Source organism: Cloacibacterium rupense (assembly GCF_014645495.1).
GTDB classification, from domain to species: Bacteria; Bacteroidota; Bacteroidia; order Flavobacteriales; family Weeksellaceae; genus Cloacibacterium; species Cloacibacterium rupense.
This window is the reverse complement of sequence record NZ_BMLV01000005.1, coordinates 18481-32815: the sequence shown is the minus strand read 5'-3', so window position 1 is coordinate 32815 and position 14335 is coordinate 18481. Positions and strand designations below refer to the sequence as shown.

The 14335-nt window shown below is 34.4% G+C and carries 15 protein-coding genes; 3 read left to right on the top strand and 12 right to left on the bottom strand.

The window, feature by feature from the left end; translation table 11 throughout:
- Nucleotides 1–94: 94 nt before the first annotated feature.
- The 8 genes from IEW40_RS10730 to hemB form a co-directional block, all read right to left on the bottom strand.
- The gene (locus IEW40_RS10730) at nucleotides 95–511 is read right to left on the bottom strand and encodes an SH3 domain-containing protein (RefSeq protein WP_188618101.1); all 417 of its coding nucleotides are present in this window, start codon (nucleotides 509–511) and stop codon (nucleotides 95–97) included.
- Between the two features lie 7 nt (nucleotides 512–518).
- A complete protein-coding gene (locus tag IEW40_RS10725) occupies nucleotides 519–1001 on the bottom strand; it encodes a BON domain-containing protein (protein WP_188618100.1) in 483 nt (160 codons plus the stop codon).
- 255 nt (nucleotides 1002–1256) lie between these two features.
- The gene (locus tag IEW40_RS10720; RefSeq protein WP_188618099.1) at nucleotides 1257–2651 is read right to left on the bottom strand and encodes a type III PLP-dependent enzyme domain-containing protein; all 1395 of its coding nucleotides are present in this window, start codon (nucleotides 2649–2651) and stop codon (nucleotides 1257–1259) included.
- 177 nt (nucleotides 2652–2828) lie between these two features.
- Nucleotides 2829–3449 carry a thiamine diphosphokinase gene (locus tag IEW40_RS10715; protein ID WP_188618098.1) on the bottom strand — a complete coding sequence of 207 codons (621 nt, stop codon included), beginning with the start codon at nucleotides 3447–3449 and terminating at the stop codon, nucleotides 2829–2831.
- Nucleotides 3442–4071: a CatB-related O-acetyltransferase gene (locus IEW40_RS10710; protein ID WP_188618097.1), complete on the bottom strand. Its 630-nt coding sequence runs from the start codon at nucleotides 4069–4071 to the stop codon at nucleotides 3442–3444. Before IEW40_RS10710 ends, IEW40_RS10715 begins: the two co-directional genes overlap by 8 nt.
- Before the next feature lie 8 nt (nucleotides 4072–4079).
- Nucleotides 4080–4655 carry a cob(I)yrinic acid a,c-diamide adenosyltransferase gene (locus tag IEW40_RS10705; protein ID WP_188618096.1) on the bottom strand — a complete coding sequence of 192 codons (576 nt, stop codon included), beginning with the start codon at nucleotides 4653–4655 and terminating at the stop codon, nucleotides 4080–4082.
- A 29-nt stretch (nucleotides 4656–4684) separates the two neighbouring features.
- Entirely contained in the window at nucleotides 4685–5413 is a 729-nt protein-coding gene (lptB, locus tag IEW40_RS10700) for an LPS export ABC transporter ATP-binding protein (protein WP_188618095.1), read from the bottom strand.
- A gap of 282 nt (nucleotides 5414–5695) precedes the next feature.
- A complete protein-coding gene (gene hemB, locus IEW40_RS10695; RefSeq protein WP_188618094.1) occupies nucleotides 5696–6688 on the bottom strand; it encodes a porphobilinogen synthase in 993 nt (330 codons plus the stop codon).
- 100 nt (nucleotides 6689–6788) lie between these two features.
- Between hemB and IEW40_RS10690 the strand changes: the two genes are divergently transcribed.
- A complete protein-coding gene (locus IEW40_RS10690) occupies nucleotides 6789–7145 on the top strand; it encodes a T9SS type A sorting domain-containing protein (protein WP_188618093.1) in 357 nt (118 codons plus the stop codon).
- Nucleotides 7146–7328: 183 nt separating this feature from the next.
- Here IEW40_RS10690 and IEW40_RS10685 read toward each other — a convergent pair whose 3' ends face one another.
- From IEW40_RS10685 to IEW40_RS10670, 4 genes are all read right to left on the bottom strand, one after another.
- Complete coding sequence (locus tag IEW40_RS10685) at nucleotides 7329–8522, bottom strand: efflux RND transporter periplasmic adaptor subunit (protein WP_188618092.1); 1194 nt, start codon at nucleotides 8520–8522, stop codon at nucleotides 7329–7331.
- Nucleotides 8523–8568: 46 nt separating this feature from the next.
- The gene (locus IEW40_RS10680; protein WP_188618091.1) at nucleotides 8569–9840 is read right to left on the bottom strand and encodes an ABC transporter permease; all 1272 of its coding nucleotides are present in this window, start codon (nucleotides 9838–9840) and stop codon (nucleotides 8569–8571) included.
- 87 nt (nucleotides 9841–9927) lie between these two features.
- Nucleotides 9928–11157, bottom strand: a complete 1230-nt coding sequence (locus IEW40_RS10675; RefSeq protein WP_188618090.1) for an ABC transporter permease — start codon at nucleotides 11155–11157, stop codon at nucleotides 9928–9930.
- A gap of 165 nt (nucleotides 11158–11322) precedes the next feature.
- On the bottom strand, nucleotides 11323–12015 hold the full coding sequence (locus IEW40_RS10670; protein WP_188618089.1) for an ABC transporter ATP-binding protein: 693 nt from the start codon (nucleotides 12013–12015) through the stop codon (nucleotides 11323–11325).
- Between the two features lie 433 nt (nucleotides 12016–12448).
- On the opposite strand from IEW40_RS10670, the gene IEW40_RS10665 reads away from it, so the two are divergent.
- Both IEW40_RS10665 and IEW40_RS10660 read left to right on the top strand, forming a co-directional pair.
- A complete protein-coding gene (locus tag IEW40_RS10665; RefSeq protein ID WP_188618088.1) occupies nucleotides 12449–13423 on the top strand; it encodes a ribonucleotide-diphosphate reductase subunit beta in 975 nt (324 codons plus the stop codon).
- Between the two features lie 635 nt (nucleotides 13424–14058).
- A complete protein-coding gene (locus IEW40_RS10660; protein ID WP_188618087.1) occupies nucleotides 14059–14307 on the top strand; it encodes a hypothetical protein in 249 nt (82 codons plus the stop codon).
- Nucleotides 14308–14335: the final 28 nt, after the last annotated feature.

The window sequence follows — 14335 nt, the reverse complement described above, 5'->3', positions numbered from 1 at the left end:
AATAAATAATATCTAAAAAAAATATTGCTCAAAAAAAGTAAAAAACCTCTGCAATCACAGAGGTTTTTAAATAAATTGTTTTTAGAGTATTGTTTTATGCTTTCAAATATCTAGAATAAGCATAACCTACCTCGCCATCTTTTGTGGAAATCTTCCACCATTCTCCAGAAGTTTGCTCTACTAGAGTAACTACTTCACCTTTTGCTGCTTTGCCGGCCAATGCAGCTTCTGTAGAAGGTTCTTGTCTAATGTTGAGATTGGTACTATCAGTAATTACAGTAAGAGGTGTACCAGCAGCCAATCCAGAAACTTGTACATCTATATTGATATCAGATGCAGAAAAACTAGCATCAATTGCTCCTAGAGCATTCCAAACGGCATCTTTAGCATCATTAGTACTGGTTGTGCCAGAGATGTATAAAATACCATCTTGCTCTACTACTTTTAGGTCGGCAACTCCTGCTGCTTGTGCTGCAGAAACTACGCTTGCATATTTATCTTGTAATGACATATTCAGATTATTTTTTAACGTTATACTTAAAGTTTACTTTTCCTAATTTAAGTGCATCTACAGACATTTTAATTTTTTTAGCTTGTTCTGCAGTTACTTCACCAGTTAGGGTAAGTTCACCATTTACTACTTCTGCTTTTACGCTAGGAAAATCCTTTACCGCATCAGCTAATTTTTGTTGAATGGCAGGATCTACCACAGATGCTGTTGCTACAGGGGTAGCAGGAACAACATTTGCCATATCCATCACATCTTTTACTCCAGGGATTGCTTTTAGAGAAGCTATCATGGCATCTTTTTCTGCTTGTGTAGCAAAATTACCACTTAGGTGAGCAATGCCATCTTTTATCTCTACAGAAGCTTGAGGATTTGCTTTTACAATTTCAATTGCTTGGGTTGCAAGTTCGGTGTCATTAGGTTTCTTTTTACAAGAAATAGCTACAGATGATACTAAAAGGGCTAGTGCAGCCATTTGGAAAATTTTTTTCATAGTGTTTAAATTAAATTTGTTTGATATTCTCAAAGTTAGTGATAAAAAGTAAACCAAAATTGCAAATCAAGATTATTTTTTTTAAGAGATGTTTTAAACAAAAAAGTGAATTGTTAAAAATAATGTATTATTAATTCTTTTTCTTTTCTAATATTTTATAATTTTAAAAAGTATGTACTCAGATTTTATGAGAAACTAGAGAAAAAAATAATCATTATAACAAAAAAAGGTTCAGAATTTTCTGAACCTTCATTATTATTTATACCCTAAAAGATGGAGTACATCTTCTGGTTTTTGTTCTTCGCTGAAAACTTCGTAAACCAATTTTCCATTTTTAGCTTTTTGTATTAAAATATGCTTTGGCTGGGGAATTAGGCAATGATGGATTCCTCCAAAACCACTGATGGTTTCTTGATAAGCACCCGTATTGAAAAAACCGATATAAAGGGGTTTAGTATCACTGAAAACAGGCAAGTAAATCGCGTTGGCATGCTGTTCAGAGTTGTAGTAGTCATCAGAGTCACAGGTCAATCCGCCTAAGAAAACTCTTTCGTAAGAGTCTTCCCAACGGTTAAGTGGAAGCATAATAAATCTCTTAGAAATAGCCCAAGAATCTGGTAATGTAGTCATAAAAGATGAGTCTATCATGTTCCATTTTTCTCTATCGTTCTGGCGTTTTTGAGAAATAATTTGGTAAAGATTTCCTGCGCTTTCGCCTACCGTGAAACTTCCAAATTCTGTATAAATGTTTGGTTCTTCTACGCCTTCTTCTTCACAGAATTTTTTGATTTGATACACAATCTCTTGTATCATGTATTCATAATCATAATCAAATTGTAGAGAATTTTTTATCGGAAAACCACCGCCAATATTCAAAGAATCTACTTCTGGTGCTATTTTTTTCAAACGTGCATATACACGTAAACATTTGAACAATTCATTCCAATAGTAAGCAGTATCCTTAATACCTGTATTAATGAAAAAGTGAAGCATTTTCAACCTTGCATTGGGGTGCTCTGCTATTTTTTGACTATAATATGGGATGATGTCTTTGTACCCAATTCCCAATCTGCTGGTATAGAATTCGAATTTTGGTTCTTCTTCAGAAGCAATTCTAATTCCTATGTCAAATGTGGTATCGATACTTTCTGTCAATTTATCTAGTTCTCTGTAATTATCTAAAATTGGAATTACATTTTCAAAACCATGATTAATTAAATCTGAAATTTTGTTCAGATAATCATCTGTTTTAAAACCATTACAAACTACTTCTATATCCTTATCTACCTTACCGTTTTCATAGAGTTTTCTTACGATATCTATATCAAAAGCTGATGAAGTTTCTAGAGAAATATCATTTTTTAAGGCTTCTTCTAAGACAAAAGAAAAATGGCTAGACTTCGTACAATAGCAATATCTGTAAGATTTTTTGTATTCATTTTTTTTGATGGCATCTTTGAACCAGCTTTTGGCTTTTTTGATGTTTTCAGAAATCTTTGGCAAATAACTAAATTTAAGCGGAGTACCAAATTTCTCTACCAAATCCATCAAAGGAATATCGTGAAAGTAAAGTTGATGATCTTCATACTTAAGCTCTTCCTGAGGAAAATAAAGCGTTTGATCTATCAGTTCAGAATATTTTATTTTCATTGATAATTAATGGGTTATGACTTCGGAAGCTCGGTGAAAAGCGACCAGAAATTATACAAAATTTTAAGACTACAAAAATGATAAAAAAGATTGGATTTTTATGCTAAAAATTGATTTTTTTGAAGTCACAAAATACAGAAAACTAGAATTCTATAGATGAAATATCTCAGGAAGTCTTTATAGACCGATAAATACTAATAAATCACCCATCTCGAAAGAGATTTTTACGGTATTTTTTGTTGCGAAATTTCTTGTCCCAATTCTTTGGGTAAGGCTTAGTTCTGCTTGCTGAAGTTCCCAATTTAAGCCATCTGTAGTCAAATTTTCTACTTTGGGAAAGGGGAGTAGAGAAATCATTTTACCTTTTACGTTATCTATTTCAAAATATTTCGGAATAAAGAAATAACTAGAAAATTCATCATAAAAAGTGATTTCTACATCGTTTTTAAATAAAAAAGCCACGTGTAAATTCCCCAAAAAATGGTCTTGTTCGCCACCACTACCACCATAAACATCTATTTTTTTGATGCCTTTATTCTTTAAAATATCTAATGCTTTTTGAAAATCGGTGAAATCTTGGTCTGGGGTATGGATAAATTTTTCGTGGTAAATATTCTCATCACTTCCTGTATGAGAATCGAAGTCCCCAGAAATAAAATCTAGTTTTTCTAAATCGAAGTTTTTCTCTTTCAAATAATGAAAAGCACCATCTGTACATGCAATGATATCATAAGCTTCCGTTTTGGGAAGATTTTTCGGTGGAGTTCCGTTGATGAAAAGTAGAGCAGTTTTAGGCATTTTTTTCTAATTTTTCGAGGTCTAAATCTGTGAGATTTTGAACATTTTTAGTTATTTTTTCAATGTCCCAATTCCACCATTGAATTTTTAGAAGCCTCTCTATTATATCTGATGAAAATCTTTTTTTGATTTCTTTGGCCGGATTTCCACCAACAATTGTATAAGGTTCTACATCTGAAGCCACAGTAGAATTGGTAGCTATAATCGCTCCGTCTCCTATTTTTACCCCTGCCATTATAGTAGCATTGTAGCCAATCCAAACATCATTGCCAATTTCTATACTACCTTTGTTAGGATATGTTTTTCCTTCCATTGCGTTTTCCCAACCATTGCCAAAAATCGCAAAAGGATAGGTGCTAATAGCGTTGCTAAGATGATTAGCTCCGTTCATAATGAATTTCACATCAGAAGCAATCATGCAAAATTTACCAATAATCAATTGATCTCCTGTAAAATCAAAATGATATTTTACATTTTTTTCAAAATTATGCACATCTTCGAAATCATCATAATACGTGTAATCACCAACAATAATATTGGGATTTGTGATTATGTTTTTTAGAAAACATAATCTATCATAATTATCTAACGGAAAAATGGTGAGTTTGTCAGGGCCGTGCATTTTGAAAGTTAATTAGTTCTTTCACTCGGATTCCAAAAATCTTCTTTTTCGCCAGAGATTTTAGAAATATATCTTGCTAAAACAAATAGATAATCAGACAATCTATTGAGATATTTGATGAGTTCTGGTCTTACTTCTTCGGTTTCGTTTAGGAAAACCATTGCGCGTTCTGCTCTTCTGCAAACGGTTCTGCAAACGTGAATTGTGGCTGCTGCTTTTCCGCCACTTGGTAAAATGAAGAATCTTAGAGGTTCTAGCTCTGCATCAAAATCATCCATCCAAAGTTCTAATTCTGTAATTTCTTTCTCGGAAATCATTAAATCCAAACGATTTTTTCCGTTGGCTAAAAGCATTTTATCAGTTGGAGTTGCCGCTTCTGAACCTACAGTAAATAAATCAAACTGAATTTTTTTCAATTGATTTAAAACTTTTTCGTCAGAAATTTCGGATTTTGCTAAACCAATAAACGCATTGAGTTCGTCTAAAGTTCCGTAAGATTCTACTCTTGCAGCAGCTTTAGAAACTCTGGTTCCTCCGTACAATGAGGTTTCGCCTTTGTCGCCAGTTTTGGTATAGATTTTCATAAAATTGTGGAGGTTAGATAATAGATGTTTTAAAACTTTTCAAATCTAAAATTCTCGCCAAGATAGGCTTTTCTTACATCTGGGTCATTGGCTAAATCTTCAGGTAAACCTTCTTTCAAGATGTTGCCTTCAAACATAATGTAGGTTTTATTGGTAATTGCCAAAGTTTGTTGTACGTTGTGGTCAGTAATGAGTACACCGATGTCTTTTTTTACCAAACTTCTGATAATTTTCTGAATATCTTCTACAGCAATTGGGTCAACTCCTGCAAAAGGTTCATCCAAAAGAATAAAATCTGGGTCTGTTGCAAGACAACGTGCAATTTCGGTTCTACGTCTTTCTCCTCCTGAAAGCAAATCTCCACGGTTTTTGCGAACGTGTTCTAGAGAAAATTCTTCTATCAGTTCATTGGTTCTGCGGATTTGTTCTTGCTTAGATTTTTTGGTCAGCTGTAAAACGCCCAAAATATTATCTTCTACAGACAATTTTCTAAAAACAGAAGCTTCTTGTGCGAGATAACCAATTCCTTTTTGTGCACGTTTGTACATGGCATCATTGGTAATGTCTTTTCCGTCAAGAGTTATTTTTCCCGAAGTAGGTTTTACCAAGCCTACAATCATATAAAATGAGGTAGTTTTACCAGCGCCATTGGGACCAAGTAAACCTACGATTTCTCCTTTTTTTACTTCTACGGTTACGCCTTTTACTACTTTTTTGGGACCGTATTCTTTAATTAAATTTTCGCCACGTAAAATCATAGAGACAAAGATATAAAAATTGTTTGATGTGGTTTGAAATTGTTTGATTGTTCGAAATGGTTCGCTTTCTAAATTGCGAAACCCTTTCTGCGTTTTTTGTGTATTTTTTATAACGCTGAAAGGGTTGGTTGTATTTTGAACTGAATGTTATTTTTAGAAAATTAGGTTCTGAAAATTCCTGAACTTGCGCCCCAGATTGAGCGGCATGTTTGAGCTCTTTTTACTACGGCGGCGAAGCAGCCGCAGTAAAAAAGCGAGTAGCGAAAGCTGGAATTTGGCGCCCTAATGATTCAATAAAATGGCAGCTTCTTTGGCAGCATAGGTAAAAATCATGTCTGCGCCAGCTCTTTTGATGCAGGTAAGACTTTCGATAATGGCTTTGTCATTGTCTAACCAACCGTTTTGTGCAGCCGCTTTTAGCATGGCGTATTCTCCGCTTACATTATAAACTGCGATGGGTAAATCTATTTCTTGACGCACTTTTGCAACGATATCTAGGTAAGGCAAACCTGGTTTTATCATAATAATGTCTGCGCCTTCTTCTATGTCTTTATAAACTTCGTTTAGGGCTTCTCTTGAATTATGAAAATCCATTTGGTAGGTCTTTTTATCTTTTGGAATTTCATTAAAATCTTTCGGAGCAGAATCTAGTGCGCTTCTGAAAGGACCGTAATAGGAACTGGCATATTTTGCGGCATAACTCAAAATTCCTACATTGATGTGCCCAGTCTCCTCGAGAGCTTCTCTGATGGCGGCAACTCTTCCGTCCATCATATCACTTGGTGCAACAATATCAGCTCCAGCTTCTGCAAGTGAAACAGACATTCTAGCCAAAACTTCGTTGGTAGCATCATTGTCTATTTGTCCGTTGGTGATAATTCCGTCGTGTCCATATATTGAATAAGGATCTAAAGCAACATCTGGCATGATAATCATTTCTGGAACGGCATTTTTAATTTCTCTGATGGTTCTTTGCATAAGACCATCTTTGTTCCAAGCTTCTGTGCCGAGATTATCTTTTAAATTTTCTGAAACTTTCATGTAAATATTCACAGCTTTTACCCCAAGAGTGAATAATTCTTTGCATTCTTTCACTGTTAAATCTATGGTTCTGCGGAAAATTCCTGGCATAGAAGGAATGGCTTCTTGGGTGTTTTCTCCTTCCATTATAAACATTGGCATCACAAAATCGTTTGTGGTGAGAACGGTTTCTCTTACAAGGCTTCTGATGCTTTCGTTGGTTCTTAATCTTCTATTTCTTGAAAAAATGATCATTTTGGAATACAATTTGTTTTATACTTTGCAAATTTAGTTAATTAAAACTATTGTGTATATCCTTTAATTTGAATAAATTTGTAAAATACTAAAGTGTATAATGAAGAAATTTTTATTTTTTGTTACATTTTCGGTTAGCTTTTTAATGTTTTCTGGTGAGGCAAAGGCTCAAGAAACATTGAAAGAACCGCTATCTGCTTCTCAGAAATCAGATGATGGTGCTTTGGTGGCATACCCAAATCCTACGAGAGATTTTATCATCGTAAAAGCAAAAAACCCTTCTCTAAAAGTAAAATCTATTGCCTTTTATTCGATTATTGGAACTCAGGTTTTAGAAGTTTCTGCTAATGCTAATTCTGCAGAAGTAAGATTAGACAAGCTAAAACCAGGGAAATATTTGATGAGATATACTCTTTCTGATAATACCCAAAAGGTAACTCAGATTGTAAAGCAATAATTAAGATTTAAATAAAATATAAAATTAAACTCCGAAATTTTCGGAGTTTTTTTGTCTTTAATTGAGATGAAATACTTAAATATTGTCATTTAATGATAGAAATATAGTGTACTTTTTTAAAGGACCAATTATCAAGAAAAAATCCGACTAGATAAGTCGGATTTTGGTAATATTTACTTAGTGTTATTTTCCTTTTTTCTCTTTCAGTTCTTCTTTGTCTTTATCTGATGGATTCCAAACTTTTACATCTGCATTTTTATCAATTCCAGATAGAATTTGAACGTTAATACCATCACTAGCACCTAACTTAACATACGTTTTTTTGAAGCTTCCGTTGGGTTGTTTTACCTCAACAAAAGGTTTGTCTGTTCCTTTATCTTTTTCATATTGGATAAGGCTTTCATCTAGTAGAAGAGCATTTTTTTGTGAACTCAAAACAATTTCTCCGTTGGCAGAAAAACCAGCTCTTATGTATTCATTATTAGGATTGAAAACGTCACCTTCTATTGGGAATTTGATGGTTCCACTTTCGTCTTTTCCTTTAGGAGCAATCATGGTCACTTTCCCTGGGAAGGTTTTGTTTTGTAAAGCACCGATTACTACATTCATATCCATTCCTTCTTTTATTTTTCCGGCTTGTGCTTCGTCTATTTTTCCTTCAAAAATCAAGGAATTAAGGTCTGCAACGCTACAGATGGTAGTTCCTGCATTGAATTGGTTAGCTTCGATAACCTGATAACCTACTTTTACAGGTACTTCTAATACTGTTCCGTTGGCTTTAGAACGAATTTGTGTAGTGGCTAAACTTTGTAAACCATCTGCAACACCAGTTCTGGCAATTTGTAAATTTTTCTGTGCCGTTTGGAATTGTTGGTAAGCATTTTTTAATTGGTTTTCCATGCTTAGCAACTGTTGTTGGGCAGTGAGAAATTCTTGTTTAGAAATTACTCCTTGATTGTATAACCTCTGTTGCATATTGTACTGCTGCTGTTGGTTGCTAAGGTTAATTTTAGCATTGTTAATTTGTAGATTAGCATTTTGTACTTCTTGTTGAGCTGAGTTTACTTGTGGTACACTTGGTACAATTTTTAGGGTAGCAATCAGCTGACCTACTGTTACTTTGTCACCTTCTTGTACTAGGATTTTGTCTATAATTCCAGACATGTTAGGTTTGATTTCAATTTCTTCTCTAGGGACTATTTTTCCAGTAGCCATCACTTTGTCATCCATGTCTCTTACCATAGGTTTTCTGGTTAAGAAAATTTCATTTTCTTTGGAATTAGATTTAATGAGATAGCTTATCCCCATAATTAGTCCTAATGCAAACAGTAATCCTAAAATAATGTAAATTACTTTTTTGAAGGTCAAGTTTTTCATATACTTACGATATTTAAAGTCTAAATTTATTATTTATAATTATTAATTATTCTGAACGAAGGGCTTCTATTGGTCTTATTTTTACAGCTCTTTGTGCAGGTATCATCCCGATGATTAATCCCAATATAATCATAACAGACATTGCTGCAAAAACATGTGAGTAATTGACTGTAGGATTATAAAATGGGAAACTGTCTTGGTTTTTGGTCATGATGTCTATAACCATTAAAAGCATAATCCCAAAAATAAATCCAAATAACCCAGAAGTGAGCGTAATCACTACGCTTTCTAATAAAATTTGGTTTCTCACTTCGGCAGGTTTAGCTCCTAGAGCTCTTCTAATGCCTATTTCTTTGGTTCTTTCTTTTACGGTAATCAGCAAGATATTAGAGATGGCAATTACGCCAGCTAAAATAGTAAGAGTTCCTACAATAATGGTTAGCAACTGCATTCCTGTTAAAAAACCTGTCATTTTTTCGAACATTTTACCCAAGTTAAAACTACCAAAAGCATTGGTGTCTTCTGGAGATACATTGTTCTTTTTCTTTAATTCTTGTTTGGCCTCTTCTTCTACAATTGCTAAGTCTGCTTCTGGCTTACTAACAATGGCAAAAAAGCCAACCACGTCTCCGTCGTTATACATTTTAGTAAAAGTAGATAGAGGTATGTATGCAGTAGTGTCATTATCCATAGGTCCCCCAGCTTTTCCTACTTTATATACCCCAATAACATTGAAGAATATTCCTTTGATATTGATAGATTTACCAACAGGATTTTCATTCTTTTTGGCATCAAAGAAATTTTTATAGATGCCTTCACCTATGACTACCACATTCTTATTAGCGCTTACATCAGCATCATTTAGATATCTCCCAAACATGAGTTTTTTTTCAGAAATTTTATTTCCTATAGGATAATCCCCGGTTAACGTATAGATTGAGGTTTTACCATTAGCGCTCATCTGTTCTCCTGGTCCATTAAAACCACCTCTAGAGTTTTGAGGAGAGATATAATCAATTTGGTTGATTTTTTTTTCTAAAAGAGCCATATCTGGTAAATGCAAGTTCATTTGCCTGCCTTTCGGAAATCCATCGTAAGGAATGGAAGTATTTTGAGCCCAAAGAAAAATAGAGTTGGTGGCAAAACCTGAAAATAATTTATCAAAACCATTTTCCATGCCTTTAGCAGCTCCCAGTAAACTTACAAACAAAAACATACCCCATCCCACACCTATCATGGTGAGGAAAGTTCGAAGTTTATTATTCTTGAGTGAATAATAAATTTCTTGCCACGTATCTTTTTTGAATATGATGTTCATTCTTAATTAAGTTTCGAGTTCGATTTATGTTTTCCGTATTTTGAGATTAGATATTATCAAATCATCAATTACCTCGTTTTCTATATTTTATTCTGCTCTCAGAGCTTCAATAGGTTTTATCTTAGCTGCTCTGTATGCCGGTACAAATCCTGCAATAAGCCCTGAGAGCACTAAACTGATAAATGCCATGAATATTAAACCCCAACCTACGCTAGGTGATTTAATGAAATATGCTTCTAAACTATCTCCTATCAAATGTAGTGTAAATACACCTAAACCTACACCTACAAATCCTGAAATAACAGTAATCACTATACTCTCTTGCATAATCAGAGAGATAATACTTTTTGGTTTAGCACCAATGGCTTTTCTTACTCCTATTTCTTGTGTTCTTTCTTTTACAATATACACCATGATATTGCTGATGCCAATAATACCTGCCAATAGGGTTCCCATGCCTATAAATCCTACAATGATGGTAATCACGAATAAGAACATAAAAGAATCTTTGAGACCTTCTGCACGGTTGTTTACTCCTACGCCACTTTCGTCATCTGGAGAAACTTTTTTTCTAGCTTTTAATTCTTTTTTGAGTTGGTCACTATATTCTATGGCTTGTTCTGGTTTTAGCTTTTCATCATAAGCAATGAATACGGTGCTGATGGTGTCAGAGCTTTTTTTCATTTGCTGGAGGGTAGAAATAGGCACACTAATCATTCTCTCGTCCCAGTCGCCACCATCGTCAGAGAATACGCCAATCACTTTGAAATTACTTCCGTTAATTTCGAGTTCTTTACCAATAGGGCTGCCATTTTTAATAAGGTCACGTTGAACCATTCTTCCGATAACGGCAACATATTGGTTATTTTGGATATCTCTAGGTGTAATAAATCTACCATCTAGAAGCTTTCTATTTTCTATTTGTACTTCGTCTTGGTTGGCACCAGATATTTGATAATTGCCACTTTCTTTGCCATATTTTACCATTAGGTTGGTAGAATATCTAGGGGTAGAATACTGCACTTTCTCAGGGTGAGAATTGATGATGGCATCATAATCACTATTATTGAGGGTGACGGTTCTGTCTGCTTGTAGGCCACCGTAGGCGATATTGGTTTTACCGGTGTAGATGGTAATCAGGTTTTGTGCATCTCTGGTAAACCCTTCTTGGAAAGCGTTTTGAAGGCCATTTCCGATACCGAAGAGAACGATGAAGATGTACAAGCCTAGTGCTACCGTAAAGCCAGACAGTACGGTACGCAATATATTACTGCGAATAGATCCAAAAATTTCTTGCCAACGGTCTAGGTCAAACATGAGTTTCTTTTTTTAATTATATCAGCTCTATAAAAGAGATGTATGAGTTGAGTAATTGATATTAAATTTTGTTTTTTTTGGATAGAAAAAGGGTTTAATTTTTCATGCCTTTTTCATACACTATCCATGCTTTATCTATGCTTTATCTATGCTTTATCTGTATACTTATTTTAAGACTACTTGTTCTATATATTCATCAATTTCAATCAATCCATCTTTTAGGTGTACATTTCTTTTGGTTTGTGCAGCCACATCGGGTTCGTGGGTTACTACGATGATGGTTTTACCTTCGTTATTGATGTCTTGCAGAAGTTTCATAATATCGTGGGTAGTTTTACTGTCTAGAGCACCGGTAGGTTCGTCTGCAAGGATTACTTTAGGGTTGGTAATTAATGCTCTAGCAATAGCAACACGTTGTTTTTGTCCACCAGAAAGTTCGTTGGGTAAATGGTCTGCCCATTGTGCTAATCCTACTTTTTCTAGATATTCCATAGCGCGTTGTGTTCTTTCTTTTCTAGGAACATTTTGATAGTATAGAGGAAGCGCTACATTTTCGAGAGCTGTTTTATAACCGATTAGGTTGAAAGACTGGAAGACAAATCCAAGGAATTGACTTCTATATTCAGCGGCTTTCACTTCGGTGAGGTGTTCTATAGGGATGCCGTCTAGTTCGTATATTCCGGAATCTTTTTCGTCAAGGATTCCGATAATGTTGAGCAATGTAGATTTGCCAGAGCCAGAACTACCCATAATAGAAACGAATTCACCCTCATCGATATTGAGGTTTATTCCCTTCAAAACGTGGAGTTTACTTTTTCCTGTGTCGTAGGATTTATGTAAGTCTTTAATTACTAACATTAAGTTTTTTCTGAATAAGTAGTTTTTTAGTTCAATATGTTACAAAAGATTTTGCTTAATTTTTAAATTTTGCTGTTTAATTGTAAATGCTCATAAATAAAGGGGTTTTGAGTTGTTTGTTTAATGAAAAACTGCGAAAAATCATTATTTTTTATCCTGTACCTTAGTCAAACGCTTTGGTAGAGGGAGTTCTGTGTCAATGTGGAAAACTTTTAGGGTTAAAAATCAAAAAATTAACATTCTGATGGCTTTTTCGCTTTCTTTTTTTGAGTTCAATTTCTATTTTTGTAATCGTGTCTTGAGTAAAAATTGTGGAGGGTAAAAACAATTTTGTGCTATTTAAGTATTTGTAGTTCAGTAAATTGCGAATATGGCTCAAGGAATCATCGGATTAAAAATATAAATTTAACATTTAACATAAAACACATTGACTATGGGAATTTTCGACAAACGCATCAGCTACAAACCTTTTGAGTATCCTGAAGTTTTACAATTTGTAGACGCCATCAATAAATCATTTTGGGTACATTCTGAAATCGATTTTACGGCAGATGTCCAAGATTTCCATTCTAACTTAGAGCCTTATGAGCAAAATGCTGTAAAACATGCGCTATTGGCCATTGCACAGATAGAAGTAGCTGTAAAAACATTTTGGGGTAACCTATACAATCACATGCCAAAACCAGAGTTGAATGGTCTTGGGGCTACTTTTGCAGAATGCGAATTCCGTCATAGTGAGGCATATTCTAGATTATTAGAAGTATTGGGTTATAATGATGAATTTAATCATGTGGTAGAAATTCCTGCCATTAGAGAAAGAATAGACTATCTGAATACTGTTTTGGCCAATGCCAAATCTACCAACCCTAAGGAATACGTTTCTTCATTATTGTTGTTCTCTATTTTGATAGAGAATGTATCATTATTCAGTCAGTTTGCTACCATTTTATCTTTCACAAGATTTAAAGGGTACATGAAAAATGTTTCTAATATTATTGCTTGGACCTCCGTAGATGAGCAAATTCATGCCAATGCTGGGATTTACCTTATCAATAAAATCAGAGAAGAGCAACCAGAATTATTGACGGATGCTGATATCGAAGATATTTATGGTTTGGTGGACCGTTCGGTAGAATTGGAAGCTAAAATTTTAGACTGGATTTTCGAAGCGGGAGAAATTTCTATGTTCTCAAAAGAAGATTTGCTCAACTTTATGAAATATAGAGTGGATGACAGTTTGAAGAAAATCAACATGAAAACCCGTTACAACGTAACGCCAGAACAATACAGACCAATGATGTGGTTTGAAGAAGAGGTTTTTGCGAATTCTATGGACGATTTCTTCGCCAAAAGACCTGTAGATTATACGAAGCATGATAAGAGTATCACTGCGAATGATTTGTTTTAAGAATTTGCTGGGAGATGGAAGGTGGAAGAAGGAAGAAGGAAGATGGAAGATGGAAGATGGAAGATGGGAGATGGAAGATGGGAGAGTGGTGAAGTTGTAGAGTTGTAGAGTTGTGAAGTTTTGGAGTTGTAGAGTTGTGGGTTTTATAACTCTTCATCAAAATTAATTACCCCAACCCTAAAGGGTGTAATTTTGATGAAATTCACGAGGTGTTTATAACACAAAGCACAGAGATTTTCTGACCATTTTATGTTTTTAGCAGCCCGTCACTCACGCGAATGGCGTATTGAAAGTACTCTGAAAATGGGAGAATTCTCTAAGAAAAATTATTTTTAAGATGGCGCGAGCGAAGCGAGCGTCGATTGTTTTCAAAGATGAAAACGCAAACAAAATAATCAATAGAAACGGGCTAAAGCCTGTTTATTAAATAGAAAATAAATTGGGCTTTAGCCAAAACCTAAATTTATTTTTTTTTAAATTTTGAAAAATGATAAGCCACGAAATCATAGATTCGGCGTAGCCATTTGGCGAAATCAAAAATCAATAGATTGCTTCGTTCCTTGCAATGACGTGTCATAAAAAGGAATATGCAGCTCTAAGCCCAAAACAAAAAATCAAAACAAAATATTTAAATTATGAAGCCAGAAATTATAGATGAAGTACAATTCACCAGATCAGAAAATTTCCATTTAGGGGAATATATTTACATGGGAATGGGCAAAGTAAAAGAGCAAACCGTTTGTTTGTCAGTTGCTTACAAAATAGATTACTGCATTAAAAAAGCGTTACAATTCGAAGAAATAGACCACAATGTGACATTTACACACATCAATAAAGTGAAAATTGGCGAACTAGAACGTTGCAGAAAATTTGATTGGAATTAGTTCGTGAAGAATAACAGGTTGCTGAAAG